The 23,983-nt window shown below is 48.7% G+C and carries 28 protein-coding genes; all 28 read left to right on the top strand.

All coding sequences use genetic code 11. The annotated features are described in order from the left end of the window. Positions 1–6: 6 nt before the first annotated feature. Complete coding sequence (fliJ, locus tag VF724_RS05785; protein ID WP_371753280.1) at positions 7–456, top strand: flagellar export protein FliJ; 450 nt, start codon at positions 7–9, stop codon at positions 454–456. 42 nt (positions 457–498) lie between these two features. Then, a complete protein-coding gene (locus VF724_RS05780) occupies positions 499–1,404 on the top strand; it encodes a MotE family protein (protein ID WP_371753279.1) in 906 nt (301 codons plus the stop codon). Positions 1,405–1,437: 33 nt separating this feature from the next. Further along, on the top strand, positions 1,438–2,940 hold the full coding sequence (locus tag VF724_RS05775) for a flagellar hook-length control protein FliK (protein ID WP_371753278.1): 1,503 nt from the start codon (positions 1,438–1,440) through the stop codon (positions 2,938–2,940). A gap of 31 nt (positions 2,941–2,971) precedes the next feature. Then, a complete protein-coding gene (locus tag VF724_RS05770; protein ID WP_371753277.1) occupies positions 2,972–3,397 on the top strand; it encodes a flagellar hook capping FlgD N-terminal domain-containing protein in 426 nt (141 codons plus the stop codon). 8 nt (positions 3,398–3,405) lie between these two features. Further along, positions 3,406–3,798, top strand: a complete 393-nt coding sequence (locus tag VF724_RS05765) for a TIGR02530 family flagellar biosynthesis protein (RefSeq protein WP_371753276.1) — start codon at positions 3,406–3,408, stop codon at positions 3,796–3,798. 111 nt (positions 3,799–3,909) lie between these two features. Then, entirely contained in the window at positions 3,910–4,728 is an 819-nt protein-coding gene (flgG, locus tag VF724_RS05760) for a flagellar basal body rod protein FlgG (RefSeq protein WP_371753275.1), read from the top strand. Between the two features lie 73 nt (positions 4,729–4,801). Then, a complete protein-coding gene (locus VF724_RS05755; RefSeq protein ID WP_371753274.1) occupies positions 4,802–5,026 on the top strand; it encodes a flagellar FlbD family protein in 225 nt (74 codons plus the stop codon). Next, entirely contained in the window at positions 5,023–5,499 is a 477-nt protein-coding gene (locus VF724_RS05750; RefSeq protein WP_371753273.1) for a flagellar basal body-associated FliL family protein, read from the top strand. Before VF724_RS05755 ends, VF724_RS05750 begins: the two co-directional genes overlap by 4 nt. Before the next feature lie 39 nt (positions 5,500–5,538). Next, the gene (gene fliM, locus VF724_RS05745) at positions 5,539–6,537 is read left to right on the top strand and encodes a flagellar motor switch protein FliM (RefSeq protein ID WP_371753272.1); all 999 of its coding nucleotides are present in this window, start codon (positions 5,539–5,541) and stop codon (positions 6,535–6,537) included. Next, positions 6,527–7,819, top strand: coding sequence for a flagellar motor switch phosphatase FliY (gene fliY / locus VF724_RS05740; protein WP_371753271.1), 1,293 nt, complete (start codon positions 6,527–6,529; stop codon positions 7,817–7,819). Before fliM ends, fliY begins: the two co-directional genes overlap by 11 nt. Positions 7,820–7,849: 30 nt before the next feature. Continuing rightward, entirely contained in the window at positions 7,850–8,212 is a 363-nt protein-coding gene (locus VF724_RS05735; RefSeq protein WP_371753270.1) for a response regulator, read from the top strand. A 93-nt stretch (positions 8,213–8,305) separates the two neighbouring features. After that, positions 8,306–8,920 carry a flagellar biosynthetic protein FliO gene (locus VF724_RS05730; RefSeq protein ID WP_371753269.1) on the top strand — a complete coding sequence of 205 codons (615 nt, stop codon included), beginning with the start codon at positions 8,306–8,308 and terminating at the stop codon, positions 8,918–8,920. After that, complete coding sequence (gene fliP, locus VF724_RS05725) at positions 8,917–9,678, top strand: flagellar type III secretion system pore protein FliP (protein WP_371753268.1); 762 nt, start codon at positions 8,917–8,919, stop codon at positions 9,676–9,678. The genes VF724_RS05730 and fliP overlap by 4 nt, the downstream gene beginning before the upstream one ends. A gap of 28 nt (positions 9,679–9,706) precedes the next feature. Further along, positions 9,707–9,976: a flagellar biosynthesis protein FliQ gene (gene fliQ / locus VF724_RS05720; protein ID WP_371753267.1), complete on the top strand. Its 270-nt coding sequence runs from the start codon at positions 9,707–9,709 to the stop codon at positions 9,974–9,976. Between the two features lie 12 nt (positions 9,977–9,988). Continuing rightward, positions 9,989–10,768 carry a flagellar biosynthetic protein FliR gene (gene fliR / locus VF724_RS05715; protein WP_371753266.1) on the top strand — a complete coding sequence of 260 codons (780 nt, stop codon included), beginning with the start codon at positions 9,989–9,991 and terminating at the stop codon, positions 10,766–10,768. Between the two features lie 24 nt (positions 10,769–10,792). Continuing rightward, on the top strand, positions 10,793–11,884 hold the full coding sequence (gene flhB / locus VF724_RS05710; RefSeq protein WP_371753265.1) for a flagellar biosynthesis protein FlhB: 1,092 nt from the start codon (positions 10,793–10,795) through the stop codon (positions 11,882–11,884). A gap of 50 nt (positions 11,885–11,934) precedes the next feature. Further along, positions 11,935–13,950 carry a flagellar biosynthesis protein FlhA gene (flhA, locus tag VF724_RS05705; RefSeq protein ID WP_371753383.1) on the top strand — a complete coding sequence of 672 codons (2,016 nt, stop codon included), beginning with the start codon at positions 11,935–11,937 and terminating at the stop codon, positions 13,948–13,950. Then, the gene (gene flhF / locus VF724_RS05700) at positions 13,947–15,221 is read left to right on the top strand and encodes a flagellar biosynthesis GTPase FlhF (protein ID WP_371753264.1); all 1,275 of its coding nucleotides are present in this window, start codon (positions 13,947–13,949) and stop codon (positions 15,219–15,221) included. The genes flhA and flhF overlap by 4 nt, the downstream gene beginning before the upstream one ends. Continuing rightward, positions 15,214–16,083: a MinD/ParA family protein gene (locus tag VF724_RS05695; protein WP_371753263.1), complete on the top strand. Its 870-nt coding sequence runs from the start codon at positions 15,214–15,216 to the stop codon at positions 16,081–16,083. Before flhF ends, VF724_RS05695 begins: the two co-directional genes overlap by 8 nt. Positions 16,084–16,128: 45 nt before the next feature. Beyond that, entirely contained in the window at positions 16,129–17,205 is a 1,077-nt protein-coding gene (locus VF724_RS05690) for a protein-glutamate methylesterase/protein-glutamine glutaminase (RefSeq protein ID WP_371753262.1), read from the top strand. 76 nt (positions 17,206–17,281) lie between these two features. Beyond that, entirely contained in the window at positions 17,282–19,333 is a 2,052-nt protein-coding gene (locus tag VF724_RS05685) for a chemotaxis protein CheA (RefSeq protein ID WP_371753261.1), read from the top strand. Between the two features lie 26 nt (positions 19,334–19,359). After that, on the top strand, positions 19,360–19,824 hold the full coding sequence (locus VF724_RS05680) for a chemotaxis protein CheW (RefSeq protein WP_371753260.1): 465 nt from the start codon (positions 19,360–19,362) through the stop codon (positions 19,822–19,824). Position 19,825: 1 nt separating this feature from the next. Continuing rightward, on the top strand, positions 19,826–20,446 hold the full coding sequence (locus tag VF724_RS05675; RefSeq protein ID WP_371753259.1) for a chemotaxis protein CheC: 621 nt from the start codon (positions 19,826–19,828) through the stop codon (positions 20,444–20,446). Then, positions 20,443–20,940: a chemotaxis protein CheD gene (locus VF724_RS05670; protein ID WP_371753258.1), complete on the top strand. Its 498-nt coding sequence runs from the start codon at positions 20,443–20,445 to the stop codon at positions 20,938–20,940. The genes VF724_RS05675 and VF724_RS05670 overlap by 4 nt, the downstream gene beginning before the upstream one ends. 47 nt (positions 20,941–20,987) lie before the next feature. Then, entirely contained in the window at positions 20,988–21,359 is a 372-nt protein-coding gene (locus VF724_RS05665) for a hypothetical protein (protein ID WP_371753257.1), read from the top strand. A gap of 13 nt (positions 21,360–21,372) precedes the next feature. Further along, a complete protein-coding gene (locus VF724_RS05660) occupies positions 21,373–22,161 on the top strand; it encodes a FliA/WhiG family RNA polymerase sigma factor (protein ID WP_371753256.1) in 789 nt (262 codons plus the stop codon). A 41-nt stretch (positions 22,162–22,202) separates the two neighbouring features. Continuing rightward, on the top strand, positions 22,203–23,615 hold the full coding sequence (locus tag VF724_RS05655; RefSeq protein WP_371753255.1) for a FapA family protein: 1,413 nt from the start codon (positions 22,203–22,205) through the stop codon (positions 23,613–23,615). A gap of 32 nt (positions 23,616–23,647) precedes the next feature. Continuing rightward, on the top strand, positions 23,648–23,977 hold the full coding sequence (locus tag VF724_RS05650) for a hypothetical protein (RefSeq protein WP_371753254.1): 330 nt from the start codon (positions 23,648–23,650) through the stop codon (positions 23,975–23,977). Positions 23,978–23,983 lie beyond the last annotated feature (6 nt).

Here is a 23,983-nt window from a genome sequence, read left to right as displayed (position 1 = left end):
AGACCCTTGACGGAATTTCGTTACGCCTTGCAAAAGATCGTTGATCTGAAGGGGAATGAGAAAACGCAGGCCGAATGGCAGCTTTCCAAAGCGATATTCCGACTCCGGGAGGAACAGGATTCGCTGAGCCGCTTGGAATCCGAAAAACAAAAGTGGCTGAACGGGATTTGCGCAGGTCAAAGCTCGACGGTCAGCGATTTGCAGGCGGTTCAGGATTACATCAGTCACTTGGAGCGGCAAATTCTGCATAAGCATCTGGACGTGAATGCGGCCAATCAGAGGGTCGTTTCCAGCCAAACGCTTGTGTCGGACAAAATGAAGGATGAAAAAGCATGGAGCAATGCCAGGGAACGGGCGATGCAAAAATTTACCGAACGAATGCTGAAGCTGGAGCAGGAAGCGATCGATGAGTTGGCGGCAATGCGGCATGGCCCGGTCATATCCGGCAAAGGCTGACAAGCTTGCGGACAAAACGGCAGATGAAGGGGGATTGGGAAAATGGCAAATGTGGAAGCGGAAAAAACCTCATACAGCTCATTCGAACGTTTTTTGTACATATTCTTGATCCCTTTTATTTTTCTGGTGATCTTGACCGGGGTGCTGCTTTCTTTTTTCGGTTACGACGTGATGAATTCGGCCTTGAAAGCAGCTAATTCGATCCCGATTCTCAACAAGGTGATTCCCGATCCTAAACCAACTTCCGCGAACACTTCGGAAAACAGCGCCTTAGCTGGAACCGATAAGATGACCAAAGAGGAAGTCGTCAAGCTCAAAAACGCGTTTACCGATAAAGAGGCGGAATTGAAAAAGCTGACGGATTCCAGTCGGCAGAAGGATCAAACGATCAAAGAGCTTCAAGCGAAAATTGATCAATTGCAGCAGGATTTGCAGACAAAAAAGCAAAGCGCTGAAGAATATGATCAGCAAATTAAAAGCCTGGCCAACATCTATGCCAAAATGAACCCCAGCAAAGCGGCGCCGATCCTTGAGAATTTGACGCTGCCGGAATTGGTGCTGGTTCTCGGACAGATGAATGAGCAGGATCGGGTGAACGTGATGGAAAAGATGGACCCTAAGATTGCGGCTGATGCATCCATTCAGCTTAAGGATATCGTGCCCGTGAAGGACAGGGAGATTGCCGCCTTGCAGGCGCGGCTGGACTTATCCAAAACGGCCGGCGGGCAAACAGCCAAAATCGACGTTCAGCAACTGGCCCAAACGTTTGCCGGGATGACGCCGAAAAACGCTGCAGTCGTTCTGCTGGAGATGCTTCCGGTTAATGAAACAAAAGTTCTTTCGATTTTGGGTTCTTTGGACACGCCCACCCGTTCGAAAATTTTAGGCGCAATCTCGGATATTTCAAGGACTGACGCGGCTAAAATCGTGTTGAAATTGGGCCAATAATCAACGCAAATCCATTGAAAGGAGGTGATAATTATGAATACAGCAACCATGAATCCAACGGTTCTGCAGAAAACCGCAGCTTCCCAGAATACATCTTCAGGACAGTCTGCCGTTGAAGGCGCGGCGGTCACGTCGGTCAATGGAAAACCGGTCAAGCCTTTTGCCGCTGTGCTTCAGAATGCCGTATCGGGGCAAAAGGACAGCGATGCCGCCGATTCGCCCGATCTGCTTGCGATGCTGGGAGGCATTCCACTCTACCTGCTGCTGAATGTGCTGCCGCAGCTTGAACAAGGTGATCCGAAAAAGACGGCATCTTCCCTAACGGATGCGCTCTCCCAACAGTCGTCCGCACTCCAGAAAGCCATCGTCGGCAATCCGGCCCTTCAGAGCTGGTTGAACGAAACGGCCAGGGTTATTCTTGCGATGAATCCGAATGCCGATCAGTCGGCCAATCCGTTGGCAGCCGTATTCTCTGTGCAGGAGCTTGCAGCGCTGGGGGAAGATCAGCCCGTACCCATCTCTCAGGAGCAAATGAAGATGATCCTGAAGCAATTGGCTGTGAAGTCCGCTCCGGCTGATGGCTCAGCTCCGTTTCCGGCAGTCCGCTTGGAGACGGATTTGAAGGCTGCGCTTCAGTCGGTATTTGCGGATCTGGGGATCGGGAGCATCAAGCGCGATCAGGGGAATCTTCCGAATCTTTCATCCGGACAGGGAACTGAAGGACTAAACGTCAATATCGTTTCGTCCAAAAGAACCCCTCCTTTGAATATGAATATCTCCAACCCCGAAAGCTTGTCGTCAGCATCCGCCAAAGGCGCTGCCGCCGAACTGACTCAGACGGCGGTGGAACCGCAGGTGAATATCGTCCGGCAGCATCCGATCGCTTTGCTCAAAGCAATGGACTTGAGCTCAAAAGTGATGCGTCCGCTTGTTGATCAAAAGGCTGAGGAAGCCAAGGGAACCGGGGAGCCGGTTTCGCTTGACGGGAAAACGGTTCTTCCCTCATACGTCGAGACGATGTTCAACAACCGCTCTGCGGCTGGGACTGCAAAACCAACCCTGCCGGTCGTTCAAGCGCAGCAGTTTGTTGAGGATATGAGCCGGGTAATGCTCAAAAACATGAAAATATCCCAACTAGACGGCATTTCGGAAGCTCGCATAACGCTTGTGCCCGAGCATCTCGGTAAACTGGATGTGCGGATTACGATGCATAACGGACAGATGATTGCACAGTTTGTTGCCGATACGCTTCATGCTAAGGATATGCTGGAAAGCCAGATGCCTCAATTGAGGGCGGCGCTGCAAAATCACGGGCTTCAGGTGGAAAAATTGGAAGTCACGCAGCAAAACGGCGTTCAAACAAGTTTGTTCCAAGATCACAGAGATCAATCCTCTGCCCGACAGTTTTTTAGACAGCCGAGCAAAAAACAGGAACTCGCTTACGACAGCTTCAACGAAACGATGCTGACGCAGTGGGATGAAGGCTCGATGCAGAAATCGGCGGCATACGGAAGCTCATTTTATGCAACGGTCTAGTAAATGACAACCCTTTCGGGAGGTGAAGGCATTGGCAAGTTCTGTGCAGGGGACTGCTGTTTGGCCGTCATATTCGCAGTCGAATAACAGCACTGTGACAACCAAAAACGGAAATTCGCTCGGCAAGGATGATTTTTTGAGAATCCTGGTGGAACAGCTTAAAAATCAGGATCCTATGCAGCCTTTGCAGGATAAGGATTTTATTGCCCAAATGGCCCAGTTCACTTCGGTCGAGCAAATCACGAATATGGCCAGCGATATGAAGCTTCTGAGACAGTCATTAGGATTTGCTTCCGGATTGATCGGCAAATCGGTTAGCTGGACGACCGGCAGCGGAACATCCGTTCAGGTTGCATCTGGGTTGGTCGATGCGATCATTGTCAAAGATGGCCAGCAGTATGCTCAAGTGAAAGGAGAGGAAATACCTCTGGACCAGATTGTCAAAATATCGGGCTAGAGGAAGCTATGACGGATCGAATGAAAATTGGCCAGCTCTATCCGAATGTGCTGCCGCCCGGGTCTGTCCGTTCGGACCGAAGCGTAAGCCACTCGGAAGCAGTTGCAGCCGAGTATAAGCCGTTCAATCAGGTTTTTCGCGAACAGTTCGTCCGGCTGAGTCAGCATGCGGAACTCCGGCTTCGGCAACGGGGAATTACGCTGGGATCCGAGCAGTTGGCCAAAATTGATTCCGCGATTGACAAAGCCGCTGCAAAAGGAGCCAAGGAATCGCTTATCCTGCTCCAGGACATGGCCTTTATCGTCAATGTAAAGAACAGGACGGTCGTAACGGCAATGGACGGCGTATCTATGAAGGATAATGTTTTTACGCAAATTGACAGCGCAGTGATCGTTTCTTGAAATTCAGGGCCGGCCCGTTTATGGAAGCCCTTGGTCCGCGGAATGACCGAAGCGGACAAATGAATGAAATGCTGCTAAAACAAGGGAACACACAAAAGGAGGAACGGGTATATGTTGAGATCGTTATATTCCGGTATTTCCGGGATGCGCGGATTTCAAACGAAATTGGATGTTATCGGAAACAATATCGCCAATGTGAACACAATCGGTTTTAAATCAGGCCGGGTGATGTTCAAGGATATTTTGAGCCAAACCATGGCGGGCGTCACCGCCCCGGTAGACGGCAAAGGCGGAATCAACTCAAAGCAGGTGGGTCTGGGCGTCTCCATCGGGGCAATCGATACCGTTCACACACCCGGGAGCGCGATGACGACCAATGTCGTTACCGATCTCCGGATTGATGGCGATGGATTTTTTGCCGTTAAGGCTTCACCGGATCAGCAAGTCCCCTATTTGACCCGCGCTGGCAATTTTACATTGGATGCCGAGCGCAAACTGGTTAATCCGGACGGGATGCTGGTTCTCGACACAACCGGAGCACCGATTCAGCTTGGGGAGGATGTCACTGCTTTCACCATTTCACAGAACGGGGAAATTATTTCCGTGCTTGCTGACGGCACCACACAGCCGACAGGTGTCAGTATCGGTGTGGTCAAGGTGACCAATCCGGCCGGATTGGATAAGATCGGAGGCAATCTGTACCGCAGCACTCCGAATGCGGTTTTGGACGGAGCGCTTACGATCTCTCAAGCGAATGATGCGACCGCCGGAACGGGAGCGATTATTTCGGGGCAGTTGGAAATGTCAAACGTTGACCTGACCAACGAATTTACCGAGATGATCGTTGCGCAGCGCGGTTTTCAGGCAAACTCCAGAATCATCACCACATCGGACGAAATTTTGCAGGAAATCGTTAACTTGAAACGTTAAAGCAATTGACAGGCAGTTCGGGGAAAAGTGAGATTTTCCCCGAACCCAGCTTTTCAGTTTGAGGGGGGTCGGCATGATTACCTTAACCCGCATGAACGGTACTCAAATTACCGTAAACGCGCTGTTGGTTGAATCCGTTGAGGCGACACCGGATACGCTGATCACATTGACAACGGGAAAAAAAATAATTGTGCTTGAGAAGGTTTCCGATGTGATCGGCTTAATCAAAAATTATATGCGCTCCATCGGTTCAGTCCGTTTGGCTATCATGAATCAGGATACGGAGGGTTCGCAGTGATTAAAAAAATGTTGCCGTGGGTCATCATTATTTTGGTGTCCATCACGCTAATTGTCGGAGCTGCGTTTATTTTATGGACATATTTGGACAACAAATCGTCCCAGTCGGCAGACCCGAACAAGCAGGCGATCAATTCCGTCAATTCCGTGAAGCCCAAAGCATTAAGCGCCAAAGAAATCAGCGATATGACTTACAAGATGGATGACGTTCTGACCAATTTGGCGACCAAAGAATTCATTAAAATCAGCTTCGCTTTCGAATTGGATAGCGTTAAAGCAAGAGACGAATTTCAACTGCTCGATTTCAAAGCGAAGGCGATTGTCATCGAAACGCTTTCCGATTTGACGCCGGACCAAATCCAGGGCAGCAAAGGCAAGGATTTTCTGAGCACCACACTGATGAATAAGATCAACGCCATATTAACAGAGGGCAAAATCACACATATCAATATCACCAACTTTGTACTCTCATGATTTCAGATTCTGGGGCGGCTCATTAGGAGGTGGTTCATCGTGGTTGACGTATTATCGCAGAATGAAATCGACGCTCTTCTGGCAGCACTCTCTTCCGGGGAAATGGATGCCGAAGAACTCAAGAAAGAAGAAACGCAAAAGAAAATCAGAGTCTATGATTTTAAGAGAGCCGTCAGGTTTTCCAAGGATCACATTCGCAGTTTGACGAGAATTCATGAGAATTTCGCACGATACTTAACGACTTATTTCTCGGCGCAGCTTCGTACATTTGTACATATAAATGTCGTCAGTGTGGATCAGCTGCCGTATGATGAGTTTATTCGCTCGGTTCCCAAAATGACGATTTTGAATGTGTTTGAAGCCGAACCGCTTGAAGGGCGAATGGTGTTGGAAGTGCATCCCAATGTGGCCTTTGCGATGCTGGACAGGCTTTTGGGGGGACAGGGAATGTCGCCGTCCAAAGTCAACGCGCTGACGGAAATCGAAACGGTCATCATGGAACGGATCTTCAGCAGAACGTTCGACAGCTTGCAGGAAGCCTGGAAGACCGTGTACGATATCCAGCCAAGGATGGAAGCGCTGGAAACGAATCCACAGTTTTTGCAGTTGGTGTCTCCCAACGAGACGATTGCCTTAATCTCGTTGAGCACCAAAATCGGCGATACGTCGGGCATGATCAATTTATGCATACCGCACGTCGTTTTGGAACCGATTATGCCCAGATTGTCCGTGCATCACTGGTTTGTCTCCCAGAAGAAAAGCAGGGCGCCTGAAGAAGTCTCCGCATTGGAGGGGAGAGTTTCCAAAGCCAAACTTCCGATTGTTGCAGAGTTGGGCCAATCCCAATTGTCAATCAGGGAATTTATCAATCTTGCTGTAGGAGATGTGATCTCCCTGGACAAGAGCATTCATGAAGACCTGCAGATAAAGGTGGGAAACAAATTGAAATTTACCGGTAATCCCGGAACTTTTAAAGGCAGGTTAGCCGTTCAAATTTCCGAGATTTTCGAAGAAGGAGAAGAGGGCCATGGCGAATAATAAAGATTATTTGTCGCAGGAAGAAATAGACGCTTTATTAAGTAAGGCGGCTGAAGGTGACAGCCTGAAGGAATCTTCCGGAACCAGCGTGGAAGTCGACGATTATTTGTCTCCTCTGGAACAAGATGCGTTGGGAGAGATCGGCAATATTACTTTCGGCAGCGCGGCGACGGCCCTTTCCGCTCTTTTAGGCAGGAAGGTGGATATTACGACTCCGAAGGTTTCAGTGATTGCCAGGACACAGCTGGAGGAAGAGTTTCCCCAACCGCATGTTGCGGTGCATGTCAATTATGTCGAAGGATTTCAAGGCATCAATTTGCTGGTGATCAAAACGGAAGATGCTCAGGTCATCGCCGATTTGATGCTGGGGGGAGAAGGCAAGGTCGAGTCTGGTATCGAATTGAACGAAATCCATATCAGTGCCGTTCAGGAAGCGATGAACCAAATGATGGGATCTTCGGCAACATCGATGTCCACCATTTTCAATCGATTTGTCAACATCTCTCCGCCGGGCATCAATGTATTTGATTTATCCGAAAGCGGCAGCGCGGAGACGTTTCCTCCGGATGACGTATTTGTAAAAATATCATTTCGGCTGATTATCGGGGATCTGATAGATTCAAGCATCATGCAGCTTTTGACGGTTTCATTCGCCAAGGAACTGGTATCCAGCCTGATGGGAGGCAGCGGAGATTCGGCGGAAGCCAGCGCAGCGGCTGAAACCTCAGCCTCGGCAGAGCCGCAGCCCGTTTCGGCATCGGTACCCAGCACTGCAGAAATTCCGGCAGCAGGATCTTTGCCGCCGCAGCAGGCACAACCGACGTATTCACCGCCGCCTTATCCGCAGCAGGGATATCAGCAATCGTTTCAACAACCGTACCAGCAGCCGTATCCACCATACCAGCAGCCGCCGCAGCGGATGCCCGGACCCGATTACGGAATGGCTCGGCCGAATCGGAACATTAACGTGCAGCCGGTACAGTATACGAATTTCAACGACATTCCCGCCAATTTTGCGGATACATCGAATTTGAACCTGTTGTTGGATATTCCGCTGAAGGTGACTGTGGAGCTCGGCAGGACCGAAAAATTGATCAAGGACATTTTGGATTTATCAACGGGCTCGATCATTGAGCTGGACAAGCTCGCGGGTGAACCCGTCGATATCCTTGTAAACAACGTGTTGATTGCCAAAGGGGAAGTTGTGGTCATCGACGAGAATTTCGGTGTTCGTGTCACCGATATTATCAGCCAGATCGACCGCATTCAAAAATTGCAATAATTGAAAATTATTTTATTAGGAGGATAAACAATGGCTAACAGGATTTTAGTAGTGGATGATGCAGCGTTTATGAGGATGATGATCAAAGACATCCTTTCTAAGAACGGGTTTGAAGTCGTCGGCGAGGCAAACGATGGCGCCCAAGCCGTTGAAAAATACAAGGAATTGACGCCGGATTTGGTGACGATGGACATTACGATGCCTGAAATGGATGGAATCAGCGCGCTTAAGGAAATCAAAAAAATTGACGGCAACGCCAAGGTGATTATGTGCTCGGCAATGGGCCAGCAGGCGATGGTCATCGATGCGATCCAAGCCGGCGCCAAAGATTTTATCGTCAAACCCTTCCAGGCAGACCGAGTGATCGAAGCCATCAAAAAAACGATCGGCTGATAGCGGATCATGCTATTCAACGGGGGAAGGAACATTTTATTGCAGCGTGCGCATAGAATTTCACTTCGGTTGTTAGGGATAGGCTTATGGCTTTTGCCGAACGATCTGACGACTGCGTTTGCGGAAGGCGCTGGAGATCCTGCGGGGCTTGGGGATGGCGGGACAGGAGATAATTCGTACGTCGGAAGCTATATCGGCAGTTTGCTGACGGTAGTCATTGCGCTTGTCGTGATCATCGGATTGATCATCCTGCTTATTCGGTTTTTGGCTTTCAAGAACAGGAGCTTTATGTCCAATCGGACGATCCGAATCTTGGGCGGGGTTCCTCTGGGGCAGAACAAGTCTTTGCAAATCGTGGAAATCGGGCAAAAGATCTATATGATCGGAGTAGGGGAAGACATCCGATTAATCGACAAAATTGATGATCCGGAAGAAGTTCAGCGGTTGGCCGACTCATTGCTGTTGAACGGATCCGGAACCGGCAAGGAATTCTTTTTATCTTGGATTCATCGGTTCAAACAACTCATTTGGTTTCAGGGCACCCAGCATGCGGAAATCGTCGGACAGGAAGAGCGGGATGAAAATATGAAGCATTCTTTTCAGGATATTTTCCAAAGCAAAATGAAAAATTTGACTCAGCGCCAGCAAATTGCGGATCAGATGCGAAATGAGCAATCCTTTGTGAAAGACAGGTCTGACGAGCAATGATGCGCATTCGCTATTTGACGTCGACAGCGTTGGCCTTGTTCTTGTTTTTCATGATTTCTCATTCGGCCTTTGCTGCCGATCCGTTCCAAATTCCGGGACTCCCGTTTTCTCCGTCAAACAAGCCGGCGGATGTTTCCAATACCATTTCGATCATTCTGTTGATTACAATCTTGAGCCTGGCACCGGCCATTGTCGTTTTGATGACCAGTTTTACACGGATTATTATTGTTTTGGGATTTATCAGAACGTCATTGGCAACTCAGCAAATGCCCCCGAATCAAGTGCTCGTCGGGCTGGCATTGTTTCTCACTCTGTTCGTCATGTCTCCGACATTGAACGAAATCAACCAAACGGCTCTGCAGCCCTTTTTGAACAACCAGATCTCGCAAACCGAAGCGCTGCAGAAAGCGGCGAATCCGATGAAAAAGTTCATGTATATGCAGACGCGAAAGAAGGATCTGCTTTTATTCATGGAGTATTCCAAAGCGGAAAAACCGAAAACCTATGAAGGCATCCCGTTGACCACACTGATTCCCGCATTCGCGATCAGTGAACTGAAAACGGCGTTTCAAATGGGATTCATGATCTTTATCCCGTTCCTTGTGATTGATATGATCGTCGCGAGCGTGCTCATGTCCATGGGGATGATGATGCTTCCGCCGGTCATGATCTCGCTGCCGTTCAAAATCTTGCTGTTTATTATGGTAGACGGTTGGCATTTGGTCATTCAATCGCTGCTGCTGAGCTTTCATACATAACTGAAATTTTTTGCGATGGGGATTTGCCATGAGCGCTGAATTCGTTATCCGTTTGGCCGGACAAGCCGTGTATGTCGTATTGAAAGCAAGCGCACCGATGCTTATTGTCGCATTGGTGGTGGGGCTGCTCATCAGCATTTTTCAGGCAACGACGCAGATCCAGGAGCAGACGCTTGCTTTTGTGCCGAAAATCGTTGCGGTGCTGCTGGCGCTGTTGTTTTTCGGACCTTGGATTTTGACCACATTGATTGATTACACGCAAAATTTGTTAGGACATCTCTATCAATTTATCGGATAGGCTGTGGTTCGATTGCAGATTCTGTTCGAGTTTCTGCCAAATTTTTTTTTGATTCTTATTCGAATCACCTCATTTTTTGTTGCAGCGCCTGTGTTTTCTTCCAGGGGGGTTCCGCTACCTTTTAAAATCGGTTTGTCGTTTTATGTGAGTTTGCTGATTTTCATGTCGTTGGGGGAGGTTCATCCCGTTGCCGTCGATGTCGCTTACATACTCAGCATTGTGAGAGAAGTTCTGGTAGGCTTGCTGCTAGGCTTTACCGCATACTTGTTTTTTACGGTGGTTCAGGTGGCTGGCTCATTTATCGATCTTCAGATGGGATTCGGCATCGCCAACGTCATCGATCCGCTTACCGGGGTGCAAAGTCCCGTTTTCGGCAACTTGAAGTATATGGTCGCGATTCTGCTGTTTTTGTCGCTGAACGGGCATCATGCACTGCTGAGGGCGATCATGCAAAGCTATGATTGGATTCCGCTCGATAATCAACTGTTTCATCATTTGCAGGATAGAAGCATTGCCGATTTATTGGTGCAATCATTGGCGACTATGTTTTATCTCGCCTTTCAAATGGCCGCACCCATGGTGGTTACCATGTTTCTGGTGGATGTCGCGTTAGGCGTCTTGGCCCGGACGGCTCCGCAATTCAACATTTTCGTGGTCGGCATTCCGGTCAAAATTTTGGTGGGTTTGGTCATGCTGACAATACTGATTCCGGGTTTTCTGTTTTTGTTCCAGGATTTATTCAAGAACATGTTCGATTCGCTTTACCGGATTATGGACTTTTTCAAAAAGTAGGATAACCTTCCGGGAGGGGAAAGCTTGAACAAATTCCCTTTGGCTTTGGACCTTCAGCTGTTTGCGCAGGAAAAAACCGAAAAGGCGACACCCAAGAAAAGACAGGATTCCAGACAAAAAGGACAGGTCGCCAAAAGCCACGAGCTTCCAGGAGCATTTATTCTGCTGTTTGGATTTTTATTTCTGTTGTTTTTCGGGGGTTATTTCAAGGAGCATATTTTTCGGATATTCACGGAGTACTTCAACGATTACATGCTTTGGAATTTGACGCAGCAGAATGTCCTTTCGCTCTTTTCCAAGCTTGCCTATCAACTGATGCTCATCGTGGGGCCATTCATGTTAATGGCTGTCGTTATCGGGCTGATCGGCAATTACCTGCAAGTCGGTTTTCTGATCACGGCCGACCCGCTCATGCCGAAATTGAATAAGCTCAACCCTTTGGAAGGCTTAAAAAAAATTGTATCACTTCGTTCTTTGGTGGAATTCCTGAAATCGATGCTCAAGATGTCGGTGATCGCAATGGTCGTTTATTCCTCGCTGTGGGGGGAGCGCGCGCAAATTGTCTCGTTGTCCCATATGCCGATATCCGGAATTCTGCAATACGCTTCGAATGTAACCTTGATGTTGGGCATCAAAATTGCCGTTACGCTGATTATTCTCGCTGTGTTCGATTTTTTCTACCAGCGTTATGAGCATGAAAAGAGCCTGAAAATGTCCAAGCAGGATATCAAGGATGAACATAAAAAATCGGAAGGCGACCCGTTGATCAAGGGCAAAATCCGGGAAAAACAAAGAAGAATGGCGCTCCAACGGATGATGCAGGAAGTGCCCAGAGCGGATGTGGTCATTACCAACCCTACGCACTTTGCAGTAGCCATCCAATATGAATCCGGAAAAATGACGGCTCCGACTGTGGTCGCCAAAGGCCAGGATTACGTTGCGCTGAAAATTAAACAAGTCGCCCAGGAGAATGACGTGATGATCATGGAAAATAAACCTTTGGCCAGGGCATTGTTCGAGCAGGTGGAAATCGGGGAATCGATTCCCGAGGCGTTGTTCCAGGCCGTTGCCGAAGTTCTGGCCCATGTGTATAAATTAAAAGGAAAAGCGGTTTGATTTTCCGATAACGCGCGAAAGGAGAGGATCCAGTGAAGGTCCGCGACCTCATGGTTTTGATTGGCGTCATCGGCATCGTGATGATGATGGTTGTGCCGATCAATATCCATCTGCTAGACTTCCTTCTGATTCTCAACATTTCTTTGGCATTGGTCATTCTTCTCGTTTCCATGAATACAAAGGAAGCTCTGCAGTTTTCCGTTTTTCCGTCGCTATTGCTGGTGACGACTTTGTTTCGATTGGCGTTGAACGTTTCCACGACGCGCAATATCTTGGCTCATGGAGAAGCGGGAAGCGTGGTCCAGACGTTCGGTTCGTTTGTTGCCGGCGGGGAAATTGTGGTGGGCTTTGTCGTCTTCCTCATCTTGGTCATCGTCCAGTTTATTGTCATTACCAAAGGTTCCGAGCGCGTGGCCGAGGTTGCCGCAAGATTCACGCTGGATGCAATGCCTGGGAAGCAGATGAGCATCGATGCGGATTTGAACGCAGGCATGATCAATGAACAAGAGGCTCGGCAAAGAAGGGAAAACATCCAGAGGGAAGCCGATTTTTACGGGGCGATGGACGGTGCGAGCAAGTTTGTAAAGGGTGACGCAATTGCCGGCATCGTAATTCTGATTGTTAATCTTTTAGGCGGCTTTGTTATAGGGATGGCGATTCACCATTTATCGTTTACCGAATCCTTAAGCAAGTTTTCCGTACTGACGATAGGCGACGGTCTGGTCAGTCAGATCCCGGCGCTGCTGATTTCCACCGCGACCGGCTTGATCGTTACCCGAGCAGCTTCCGACGGAAACCTGGCTTCGGATATTACTTCGCAAATCTTTATATATCCCAGATTGTTGTATATTGTCGCCGGTACGATCGGGCTGCTGGGACTGTTCACGCCCATCAGCAAGTTTCCTTCGCTGCTCATGTCCGGGCTGCTGGTGTTTGCCGGTTACCGAATGCAGAAGAATCTCGATAAAAAGCAAGTTGAAGAGTATGAATTGGAAGAGGAGCAGCAGATTGAGGAGGTGCGAAGTCCGGAAAGCGTCATGAATCTGCTTCATGTCGATCCCATCGAATTTGAATTTGGATACGGTTTGATCCCGCTCGCGGATACGCAGCAGGGCGGGGATTTGCTGGATAGAATCATCATGATCCGCAGGCAGTGCGCCCTGGAACTCGGGCTTGTCGTGCCGGTTATCCGAATTCGCGACAATATTCAGCTAAAACCGAATGAATATATTGTCAAAATAAAAGGAAATATGGTAGCTCGCGGTGAATTATTACTTAATCACTACCTGGCAATGAGTCCGGGAATCGATGACGATTCCGTAACCGGAATTGAGACGGTCGAGCCGGCATTCGGACTTCCTGCCTTATGGATCGATGAGGCGACCAAAGAAAGAGCCGAGCTTGCCGGATACACTGTTGTCGACCCGCCTTCCGTTGTCGCGACCCATTTAACCGAAATTATCAAGAAGCACTCCCATGAATTGGTCGGTCGGCAGGAAACGAAGGCGCTTATCGATAATTTGAAGGAATCTTATTCGACACTTGTCGACGAATTGATTCCAAATATATTGTCGATTGGTGACGTTCAGAAAGTACTGGCCAAGCTCCTGAAGGAAAAGATCTCGATCCGCGATCTGGTCACGATTTTTGAGACATTGGCCGATTACGGTCATCTCACCAAGGATACGGAAATCTTGACAGAATACGTCCGTCAGGCATTGTCACGGCAAATCACCCAGCAGTTCCTGCATACGGGGGACTCTCTGAAAGTGATTACGGTGGGACCGGCTTTGGAAAAAAAGATATCAGAATCGATCCAGCATACGGAAAACGGAACCTACTTGGCCATAGATCCCAATTCTTCCCAGCTTATCTATCAAACTGTGGCCGAACAGACCAAAAAATTGCTGCAATCCGGATTGCAGCCGATCATACTGGCATCTCCTTCGATCCGCATGTATTTGCGCCAGCTGCTGGAAAGACAAGTGCAGGATATTCCGGTACTGTCATATAACGAACTGGAGCCCAATGTTGAAATACACAGCGTAGGGGTGGTGAATCTGTGAGAGTCAAAAGATATGTTGTCGATAATATGCCGGAGGCTTTGCAAAAAATACGCGGAGATTTGGGGAAGGATGCGGTTATTCTCAATACCAAGGAAACCCGTTCCGGCGGAATTTTCGGTTTATTCGGCAAAAAGAAAATCGAAGTCATTGCTGCAACAGATACGCCTACGGTTCAGCCGCGTGTTTCAGGATCCTTGGGATCCCATGGAGCATCGGGATCATACGGTTCTTCCGGTTCGCTGACGGCTCGGGAGGAACAGGCGGCGGCTTTTATTGCCGCAGGAGTCCAGAATTCCCAGCTTTCCGGAGCCCCGCTTCAGGAAACAAGGGGAACGAGTCAGGCTCAGGCGCAAGCTGCTGTAAAAGTCAATCAGGCAAATCAGCGCGGTTCAGATGATTTGATTCTGGCTGAAATCAAGCAGATGAAGGATTTGTTTCAAACATGGTCCCAGACCGTGAATGCGAATTCGGCGCTGCCTCCTGTGCTGCAAAAGATCGAACGCCGGCTGCTTGAACAGGATGTGGAGCCGGTACTGGTGAAATCACTGATTTTGAAAGCCGTCGAAGAAGCCGGCGATCAGACGGCCCAATTATCCTCAGAGCAAGCAGTAGGGCTTGTAAAAAAGCAGTTGATCGGGATGCTGCAGCGCGGAGGCTCCAAAAGGATTTCAAAGGAAACCCGCATCGCCCATTTTGTGGGACCTACCGGGGTAGGGAAAACGACGACCATCGCCAAATTGGCTGCGGAGCAGGTGCTGAAGCATAATCGAAAAGTCGGGTTCATCACTTCCGATACGTACCGCATCGCGGCTGTTGAACAGCTTCGTACCTATGCGACGATCTTGAACGTGCCTCTTGAGGTTGTTTTTTCTCCGTTGGAGCTGCCCAAGGCGTTTCAAAAATTCTCCGACAGGGATCTTATTTTTATGGATACGGCCGGGCGCAACTACCGGAATGAAATGTATGTTTCCGAATTGAACAGTCTGCTGCAGTCTGACGGCAATGCCGAAACCTATCTCGTGCTCAGCATGACTTCGAAGTATCGGGATATGAATCTGATCACCGAAAACTTTTCGAAATTCAAACTGGATAAACTGCTGTTTACGAAAATGGATGAAACGGACAGCTACGGATCGGTTATCAATTTGATGCACGATTTTTCGTTGCAGCTGTCCTATGTCACAAATGGTCAAAACGTTCCGGATGATATCGTTGAACTGAATGAAGAACATTTGGTCGATACGATTCTGGAGGGAATCCTTGATGAATGATCAAGCCCAAGGACTTCGAAATCTTGTCAACAACCATCATGAAGAGAATACCCGCTCCACTCGCATTATTACGATTACAAGCGGTAAAGGCGGGGTAGGCAAATCGAATTTCACCTTGAATTTTGCATTATCCCTCAAGTCGTTGGGTTATAAGGTTCTGGTGTTTGACGCCGATATCGGCTTTGCCAATATCGATGTTTTGATGGGGACCCCCCCAAAATACACGCTTTACCATCTGTTAAACCGCCAGAAAACCATCTGGGAAGTTATCAGCAGCGGAATGAACGATTTGAAATTTATTTCCGGCGGTTCAGGATTTAATGATCTGTTTAAGCTTTCAGAAGACGAATTGGAGTATTTTTTTCAACAGGTTGATGAACTGGAGGGATATGTCGATTACATATTGTTTGATACGGGAGCGGGTTTGTCCAAAGAAACGCTGAAATTCATTGTCGCCGCGAACGATACGATTGTCGTAACAACTCCGGAACCGACCTCCATCACAGATGCGTATGCGATTATCAAGATGGTCAGCGGCATGAATGTCTCGGTTCCTTTTCACCTCGTGGTCAACCGGGCTGCGGACTTGAAGGAAGGGAAGCGGACGGCGGAAAAAATCACGATGGTGGCCAAGCAATTTCTGGATCTCAATCTCACGACTTTGGGATACATCCTCGACGATCATCATGTGATGAAAGCGGTGAAGCAGCAAGTTCCATTTTCCATCGCATATCCCAACAGCTCAGCTGCCAAATGTGTCAAGGATCTGGCGGGAAACTTTGTTTCCGGAAGCCGTTTGCGGGAACAAAGCAGCGGAGGATTTAAAGCATTCATCAACAAGTTCGTGCAACTGATGAAGTGAATGCAGAAGTTCACGAAGCCGTCTGCAACCTAGAGGAGTGAAAAAATGGCGCAAAAATTCAGAGTAATGGTAGTCGATGATTCGGCATTTATGCGCAAATTGATTACTGATCTTATTTCGGAGGACCCTGAGTTTCAGGTCGTATACGCCGCCAATAACGGGAGGGAAGCGCTTGAAAGAATAGCTGAAATTCAGCCGGACGTCATTACAATGGATATCGAGATGCCGGAAATGAACGGCCTGGAAGCTCTTAAAGCGATTATGCAGTGTCATCCCGTTCCTGTTATCATGTTGAGCAGTTATGCCGACGAAGCTGCACGGGAAACGATAATGGCTTTGGAGCTTGGAGCGGTCGATTTTATTCGCAAGCCCTCCGGCTCCATTTCGCTGGATCTTTATTCGGTCAAGAATACACTGATCGAAAAATTGAAAATTGCGGTGGAAACACGAGTCAAATCGATCAGCTTCGAACATACCGGGGTAGTGGAGACCAAAGCGGCAAAAGCTCAGATCAGCCTAACCGAACCAATTCGGCAAATCGTCGCCATCGGGACTTCTACGGGCGGGCCGAGAGCGCTGCAGCAGGTCTTGAGCAGGATTCCGGCGCTCATTCCGGCTCCAATCCTCATCGTCCAGCATATGCCGCCGAAATTCACCAAATCCTTGGCTCAGCGGTTGGATTCTTCCTGCGAAGTGCATGTTGTCGAAGCTCAGGACGGGGAATCTGTGAAAGCCGGCACCGTATACATCGCTCCCGGAGGCTCGCATATGAAGTTAGTCAGACATGCCGGAGAATTGAGGATTCAACTTACGTTGGAGGAGGCGCGCAACGGTCACCGTCCTTCCGTCGATGTATTGTTTGAGTCGCTCATTCCCCTGGGGGGGCTTATAAAGCACGTTGTATTGATGACGGGTATGGGCAGTGACGGAGCCAAGGGAATGAAAGCGTTGAAGGATGCCGGAGCCGTCACCACCATAGCCGAATCGGAAGAGACAGCCGTCGTCTACGGAATGCCCAGATCGGCTGTGGAACTCGGCTGCGTTACGGATTTGCTTCCGCTGCAGCATATTTCGAAAAAAATTATGGATTCGGTGATGTCCCATCAGCGGCCGGAGCCTTAACACTCCCTGTGGACGCGCATCACGCGAAGGGTAAACCAAGAACCAACAGAATGAGCATTACAGGAGGTGCAGACCATTGGAACAAAATCAATATTTGTCGATGTTTATTGATGAATCAAATGATCATCTGCAGGCGTTAAACGAAAATCTGCTGATTTTGGAGAAAAATCCGCAGGATATTGACATTGTTCAAAACATTTTCCGCTCCGCGCATACTCTCAAAGGCATGTCGGCTTCAATGGGTTTTGATGATTTGGCTTCGCTGACTCACGAGATGGAAAACGTGCTGGATTTGGTAAGGAACCGAAAGCTGCAAATGAACAATTTTATTTTTGACGGCTTGTTCAGAAGTTTGGATGCTTTGGAAGGGATGGTACAGGACATCATCCAAGGTGGCACCGGCAAATTGGATGTATCTGAGATTGTGTCCAATTTGAAGGCGATCCTCACCGGAGCACCTCCGTCCGTTCCGGCAGCCGCGACCAAACAGCTCGAAAAGAGCAGTGAAGCGGGCTTGGATCTGGATGAATTTCAAAGCTCGATTCTTCAACAGTCGATCGAGTCCGGGAGCATGGTATTCTATGTGAAAGTGACCGTTCACGAGAATTGCGTTCTGAAGGCGGCGCGTGCCTATATGGTTTTTGATCTGCTGGAGCGCCACGGGGAAGTCGTCCAATCATCGCCTTCCGTTCAGGATATCGAGCAGGAAAAATTCGATCAATCCTTCAGTGTGTATTATATTTCAAGACTTGATCAGACCTCCTTGGAACAGCAAATCAGCAATATCTCGGAAATTTCCTCCGTACAGATCGTCCCGGTTGGAACCGAAATGCTCCGGCAGCTGTCAAAGGATAAGAATAAAAGAATAAGCGGACAGCCTCAACACGCCGAACGTTCATCCGCATCCGATCTATCCGCTGCCGCTGGGTCCAAGGAAGCTCCGGACAAATCGTCCGCGCAGGCGAAACAGCCGCAGATGCCCCGCACGATCCGGGTGGATATCGATCGGCTGGATACCCTGATGAATTTGTTCAGCGAACTGCTGATTGACAGAGTTCGGCTGGAGTCGCTGGCAGAGGGTATGAAAAATCAAGAGTTGACCGAGACGGTTGAACATATTGCCAGGGTAAGCCTGGATCTGCAGAATATTGTGCTGAACCTGCGGATGGTGCCGGTGGATACGGTTTTCAACCGGTTTCCCCGAATGGTGCGCGATTTGGCCAGGACGCTTGAAAAGAAGGTCGAGCTGGTCGTTTCGGGCGCCGAAACGGAACTGGACCGGACCGTCATCGACGAAATTGGCGACCCGTTGGTCCATCTCTTGAGAAATTCACTCGACCACGGCATAGAAACCGTAGCTGATCGGATTGCCGCGAATAAACCGGAAACGGGCAAGGTGCATCTGCGTGCCTACCACAGCGGAAATTACGTGTTTATTGAAATTGAAGACGACGGACGAGGCATCAATCGAGAAAAAGTGATACAAACCGCTTTGAAAAACGGCCTGATCACAAAAGACGCAGCCGGCAAGATGACTGATCTGGAAATCTATCAGCTGCTGTTTGCCTCCGGGTTCAGCACGGCGGACAAAATTTCCGATATTTCCGGGCGCGGTGTCGGTCTGGACGTCGTCAAATCCAAAATCGCCTCGCTCAGCGGGCATGTAGCGGTGGATTCAGTGCCTGGCAAGGGCACGAAATTTACCGTTCAACTGCCGCTCACGCTGTCGATCATCTCTGCGATGCTGGTCAAGGCCGGCGGGGAGCGTTACGCCATTCCGTTATCCTCCATCGTGGAAACGTCGATTCTGAAGAAAGATCATATTCGGACGATTCACGGTGATCCGATGATTGATTTCCGGGACACCGTCATCCCGGTCGTTTCATTGGCTGAGCTGTTTGATTGTCGTGAAGGACAGGAGCCGGATCGTGAAGAACTGGAAGCGGTCGTTATCCGAAAAGGCGAGAAAATGGTCGCCCTGCTTGTCGACGAATTCATCGGTCAACAGGAAATCGTCCTGAAATCTCTCGGAAAATATCTGAAAAATCTGTTTGCCATTTCCGGAGCCACCATTTTGGGCGACGGTCAGGTTTCGCTGATCATCGATCCCAACGCAATCATCAAATAGTTAGTATATTAGAGGAGGTATCCAGCATGGGAGAAGAATTGAAAGTCATCGTGTTTAAATTGAACAATGAAGAATACGGGGTTGAAGTCGATAAAGTACAGACCATTGAACGTATGTTGCCAATGACCCGGGTACCCAAAACTCCCGCTTTTGTAAAAGGCGTCATCAATTTAAGAGGCGTTGTCGTACCGATTATCGATTTGCGGGAAAGGTTCGGCCTGCCGCAAACCGAAGAGACCCCGAATACGCGGATCATCAACGTAGCGGTAAAGGATATTGAAGTCGGCATGATCGTGGACTCTGCAAACGACGTGATCGATATCGACAGCGATTCAATTACCGATCCTCCAGAGGTTGTCGGCGGAATCCGGGCTAAATATTTGCGGGGAGTGGCCAAATTGGCTTCAGACCGCCTGCTGGTCATGTTAAATCTCGAAGAGGTATTGAACAAGAATGAAATCATTCAATTAGAAGAAATTGAGGGGACCTAAGGTGAATCCTCTGAACCGTTTGGAAGATTTTCAGCTTGATGTATTGAAAGAAGTGGGAAATATCGGCGCGGGCAATGCCGCTACCGCGTTGGCAAAGCTGCTGAATAAACAGATTGACATGCAGATTCCCAGGGTCAGCATGCTTGCTTTTGACGAGATCGCAGATTGTATCGGCGGTTCCGAGGAAGTTGTCCTTGCCATTTTTCTCCGTGTCGAAGGGGAAGCGCCGGGGAATATGTTCTTTATCTTATCGCAGGACTCCGCCAAACGTCTCTTGCTCAATCTTGCCGGGATAGCCGTTGAAGAAACCGGCAATTATTCGGAAATGGAGCTTTCGGCCTTATCGGAAATTGCCAACATTCTGGTAGGTTCCTATTTGTCTTCGCTTGCGGACTTCACCCGGTTGTATATGTCGCCGACGGTTCCGGCGCTGGCGATTGATATGGCCGGAGCCATATTAAGCTACGGGCTGCTGCAGTTCGGTGAAATGGGAGATCACGCGTTGCTGATAGAAACCGCCTTTTTTGAAGGTGTTGATGAGGTCGAGGGACATTTCTTTTTCATTCCGGATCCGGATTCCTTCAACATAATATTTCAAGCATTGGGAGTACCGTTTGAATGATACCTGCACTTTGTCTCAAGGTTGGAATGGCAGATCTTAAAGTGACGTCGAATAAGGACGCGGTCCTCAAAACGACGGGACTCGGTTCGTGCGTAGGCGTTACCTTATATGATCCCGACTCCCAAATTGCCGGAATGGCTCATATTATGCTTCCCCATTCGGACATTGCCCGAAGCGGTCAGGTCAATATTGCGAAATATGCCGATACCGCCTTGCCGGAAATGATCCGGTTGATGACGCTGCAGGGTGCGGTTGTCAGCAGGATGAAGGCCAAGCTCGCCGGCGGTGCGCAGATGTTTTCGTTTCTCGGACAGAATGACACGATGCGCATAGGGCCGCGCAATGTGGATTCGTGCAAGGATGTATTGAAACGATATTCGATTCCAATCGTCGCGGAGGATACCGGCGGCAATTTTGGCAGAACCATTGAACTTTACAACACTACCGGAGTTCTACTGATCCGCAGTGTGCAGAACGGAATAAAGGAACTGTAGCCATGATTGGGAATGTAAAATGGAATTTATTTTCAGGATTATTTTCCATGTCGATCACCTTTATCTTTTCGATCATGCATAATGTATTCGTTACGGCTTTGCTGCGCAGTGTTTACAGCTTTCTGATTCTTTTTCTGCTGATGTTCCTGCTGCGTTGGATGCTGGGAACATTGGCGGATTTGCAGCATGGTCCTGCCGGAAACGATCCGCATAAACATCCGGAAGGTGTCACGACAGGGAAAAATGTGGATATTGCTACACCGGAAGACGAGAATCTCAATGAATTGTTAAGGCAGCAGCTGTCATCGGGAAATGACGCACAAGTTTTTCAACCGCTGAATCCGAAACGATTCATTTCGAAAGAAAATCCGGATCCCGCACATTTGGCGGAAGTGATCCGAAACTTGTCCGAGGACTAAAGGATGATGTCCAATGATTGATCCGAAGCAAACACATCTTACCCATATGGATCTGTGGATCAGCTGCAAGGAACATCAAGATCCGCAGGCAAAAAAGCAACTCATTGAGCTGTATTTGCCGCTGGTTGATTTTGTTGCAAATAAAATGGCTGTCGGTCTGCCGAAGAATGTGTCCAAAGATGACTTGTTCAGCTACGGGGTAATGGGATTGATCGATGCCATCGATAAATTTGATCCTCATCGCGGACTGCAGTTTGAAACCTATGCCTCTTGGAGGATTCGCGGCGCAATGATCGATTCGCTTCGCCAGGGGGACTGGGTTCCGCGTTCCGTTCGGGAAAAGGCGAAGAGACTGGAAGAGGCTTATTTAAAATTGGAGCAGCAATATTTACGCTCTGTCACAGATCAGGAAATATGCGCTTTTCTCAAGATTGACGAAAACGAATTCCAGCAGATGCTGCAGGAAATTGCCGTCACCACGATTTTTTCTCTGGAGGATCCGCTCAAGGAGGACGAATCGGAAACCAGGCTGTCGGTTTTAATAGATGACAAGGCGAAAAACCCCGAATATAAAGTCAACGAATTTTACATAAAGGAAACGCTTGAAAAAGCGATCGAGAGATTGACCGAAAAGGAACGCACCGTCATTTCGCTGCTCTATTATGAGGATCTGTCCTTGAGCGAGATCGCCGAAGTCATGTCCTTATCGCCTTCACGAATCTCGCAACTGCATTCTAAAGCCATATTGCGGCTTAGAGGGGCATTGGGAAAGGCCAAAAATCAATTGCTGCAAAATGATTAAAATAGATTGTTCAAGTCTTATTACAGATAAGGTGGGTTGGAATGATGGATAACGGACACCATCTACCCTTGGAACATTATGTAAGTGTCAACATCTCCAACGATAAACTTCATGCTTTCCTGCGATTTGTGAACCCGGATGAAGGTTTGACTGTCTCGCTGGTCGAGTTGGAGAAAATTCTCGAGAAAAATGGCATCAAACACGGTGTGCGCTACGATGTGCTGGCCGAAATCGCCAAAGATCCCAAAGCTTTTTATTACAGCGAGATTGCCGTGGCGGCCGGTACCCCTCCGAAAGATGGAGCCGACGGGATGATCCGCTTTCAATTTAACTTGGATCAGGACTCCCAAAAACCTCTGGAACGCGAGGACGGCACCATCGATTACCATGAGGTTGGGGCATTGAACAATATTCACAAAGGTCAGTTGATTGCTGAACGGATCCCTGCTCAAGAAGGAGTTCATGGAAAAGCCGTTACGGGAGAAACGCTGTTTTCAAAAAAGGGAAAAGAAGCCAGGTTCAAGATTGGAAAAAATGTGGTTGCCGATGAACAGAACCAATATTTATATGCCGTGATCGACGGGCTGCTTACAAAAACGGAGAAAGACAAGATAAATGTTTTTCCGATCTACGAAGTGAACGGTGATGTGGATTTCAAAACCGGAAATATCGAGTTTGTGGGCACGGTGATCATCCGCGGCAATGTGCTCACAGGCTTTAAGATCAAAGCGTCGGGAGATATCCGCGTGATCGGCAGCGTCGAAGGAGCCGAACTGGAAGCTGACGGGTCGATTGAGATCACTGCGGGAATTATCGCAAACAACAAGGGTTCCGTTAAAGCCGGAAAAAATGTCAAAACCTCCTTCATTCAGGAAGGAAATGTCGAGGCCGCGGAGGATATCATTGTTTCGCAAAGCATTATGCATTCCCATATCCGCGCGGGAAGAAATGTCATATGTTTGGGCAGTAAAGGCCTGATTGTAGGAGGGGTCATTCAGGCTGGAGAAAAAGTAACGGCCAGAACCATCGGCAACAATATGTCGACCCCAACCTCGATCGAGGTCGGCGTGCTGCCTGAATTGAGAAGTGAGCTTGTTCAATTGAAAAAGGAGACACAGGCTCTCTATGAAAATTTGGACAAAACGAGCAAGACGCTTATTCTTCTCGATCAACTTGCTTCTGCAGGGCAGATCTCTCCGGATAAGCTTGCGCTCAGAAGCAAGCTGAGCAATACGAAACGCCAGCAAACCGATGAAATGAATGAGTTGAAGGAACGGATCCTGGAAATCGAAAAAAACCTTGAGGATACTTCCAAAGCCGAAGTAAAAATCGTTTCCACGATTTACGGGGGCTCCAAAATCGTGATCGGCCGCTACACCCGATTTATCAAGGATGCCACCCAACGGGCGGTCATCAAAATGGCTGACGGCGAAATTGTAATGCGGTCTGAATAAGTATCGGCGGATTAGCCTAGGAAGGTGATCGTATGAGCCTGAAATCGATCGATGTCCAGCTCGCATTATCGCGTAACAACGAGACCGGTAACCTGCAAAACCAACTGGCGCATAAACCTGTAGAGGATCAGATCAGCCTGAACGCGGCTGCGAGTAAAAAGACGGAAGAAATGCGCAAAAAAAGCGCGAAGGCGGAGGAAGTGCTGGGAATGCTCATCCAGGATGACGGAAGGCAGGATAAGGAACAGCAAAACCGGCGGCGACGGAAGGCGAAGGATAGCGAGCCGGGACCGGAACGGCGAACGGAACCGGTTCGTCAGGAGCATCCTTACAAAGGTCATCACATTGATTTCTCCTTATAAAGGACA

Origin of the sequence: Ferviditalea candida, assembly GCF_035282765.1 — a bacterium.
Lineage (GTDB): Bacteria > Bacillota > Bacilli > Paenibacillales > KCTC-25726 > Ferviditalea > Ferviditalea candida.
This window is presented reverse-complemented; position numbering and strand designations above follow the sequence as displayed.

Excerpts from the sequence above, each read along its gene's own strand:
- VF724_RS05655 (WP_371753255.1), top strand. The coding sequence starts at position 22,203 with ATGATGGATAACGGACACCATCTACCCTTGGAACATTATGTAAGTGTC.
- VF724_RS05780 (WP_371753279.1), top strand. The coding sequence starts at position 499 with ATGGCAAATGTGGAAGCGGAAAAAACCTCATACAGCTCATTCGAACGT.
- flgG (WP_371753275.1), top strand. The coding sequence starts at position 3,910 with ATGTTGAGATCGTTATATTCCGGTATTTCCGGGATGCGCGGATTTCAA.
- fliQ (WP_371753267.1), top strand. The coding sequence starts at position 9,707 with ATGAGCGCTGAATTCGTTATCCGTTTGGCCGGACAAGCCGTGTATGTC.
- fliP (WP_371753268.1), top strand. The coding sequence starts at position 8,917 with ATGATGCGCATTCGCTATTTGACGTCGACAGCGTTGGCCTTGTTCTTG.
- VF724_RS05650 (WP_371753254.1), top strand. The coding sequence starts at position 23,648 with ATGAGCCTGAAATCGATCGATGTCCAGCTCGCATTATCGCGTAACAAC.
- VF724_RS05735 (WP_371753270.1), top strand. The coding sequence starts at position 7,850 with ATGGCTAACAGGATTTTAGTAGTGGATGATGCAGCGTTTATGAGGATG.
- VF724_RS05775 (WP_371753278.1), top strand. The coding sequence starts at position 1,438 with ATGAATACAGCAACCATGAATCCAACGGTTCTGCAGAAAACCGCAGCT.
- fliY (WP_371753271.1), top strand. The coding sequence starts at position 6,527 with ATGGCGAATAATAAAGATTATTTGTCGCAGGAAGAAATAGACGCTTTA.
- VF724_RS05755 (WP_371753274.1), top strand. The coding sequence starts at position 4,802 with ATGATTACCTTAACCCGCATGAACGGTACTCAAATTACCGTAAACGCG.
- VF724_RS05670 (WP_371753258.1), top strand. The coding sequence starts at position 20,443 with ATGATACCTGCACTTTGTCTCAAGGTTGGAATGGCAGATCTTAAAGTG.
- VF724_RS05765 (WP_371753276.1), top strand. The coding sequence starts at position 3,406 with ATGACGGATCGAATGAAAATTGGCCAGCTCTATCCGAATGTGCTGCCG.
- flhA (WP_371753383.1), top strand. The coding sequence starts at position 11,935 with ATGGTTTTGATTGGCGTCATCGGCATCGTGATGATGATGGTTGTGCCG.
- VF724_RS05690 (WP_371753262.1), top strand. The coding sequence starts at position 16,129 with ATGGCGCAAAAATTCAGAGTAATGGTAGTCGATGATTCGGCATTTATG.
- VF724_RS05695 (WP_371753263.1), top strand. The coding sequence starts at position 15,214 with ATGAATGATCAAGCCCAAGGACTTCGAAATCTTGTCAACAACCATCAT.
- VF724_RS05665 (WP_371753257.1), top strand. The coding sequence starts at position 20,988 with ATGTCGATCACCTTTATCTTTTCGATCATGCATAATGTATTCGTTACG.
- VF724_RS05660 (WP_371753256.1), top strand. The coding sequence starts at position 21,373 with ATGATTGATCCGAAGCAAACACATCTTACCCATATGGATCTGTGGATC.
- VF724_RS05680 (WP_371753260.1), top strand. The coding sequence starts at position 19,360 with ATGGGAGAAGAATTGAAAGTCATCGTGTTTAAATTGAACAATGAAGAA.